Here is a 458-nt window from a genome sequence, read left to right on the forward strand (position 1 = left end):
ATTGTCTCAAACAGGAGGAAATTATAAAATAATTAATAAGAATAGCAACAAACTGATTGATAATCCTTCCAGTTCCACTGCTGACGGTACAATAATGAACCAATATGGCGATAACGGAGGTGCAAACCAGCAATGGCAGTTAGTGAATTTAGGTACGGGATATTATAAAATCATAAATGCCTGGAGTGGCAAAGCATTAGATAACCCTCAATCCAGTACAACAAATGGAACAGGGATAATCCAGTGGACTTATGGAGGAGGTGATAATCAGCAATGGCAAATTCTGGAAGTATTTGATCCGGCTAAAGATTATAAAATTATAAACCGTGCAAGTGGGAAAGTTCTTGATGTATATTCCAGATCTTTGGCTGATGGAGCACAACTGACCCAATGGGACTATATTGGGAGCAACAGCCAGAAATGGAAATTGTCTCAAACAGGAGGAAATTATAAAATAA

Annotated in this window: 1 protein-coding gene; it reads left to right on the forward strand. The window is 37.8% G+C overall.

Annotated features, from left to right (window positions below; all coding sequences use genetic code 11):
* On the forward strand, positions 1–458 hold a 458-nt coding region (locus tag ACODR7_RS21580; protein WP_488842336.1), incomplete at both ends, for an RICIN domain-containing protein.

The sequence above is a fragment of the Chryseobacterium sp. FG46 genome (assembly GCF_057809135.1).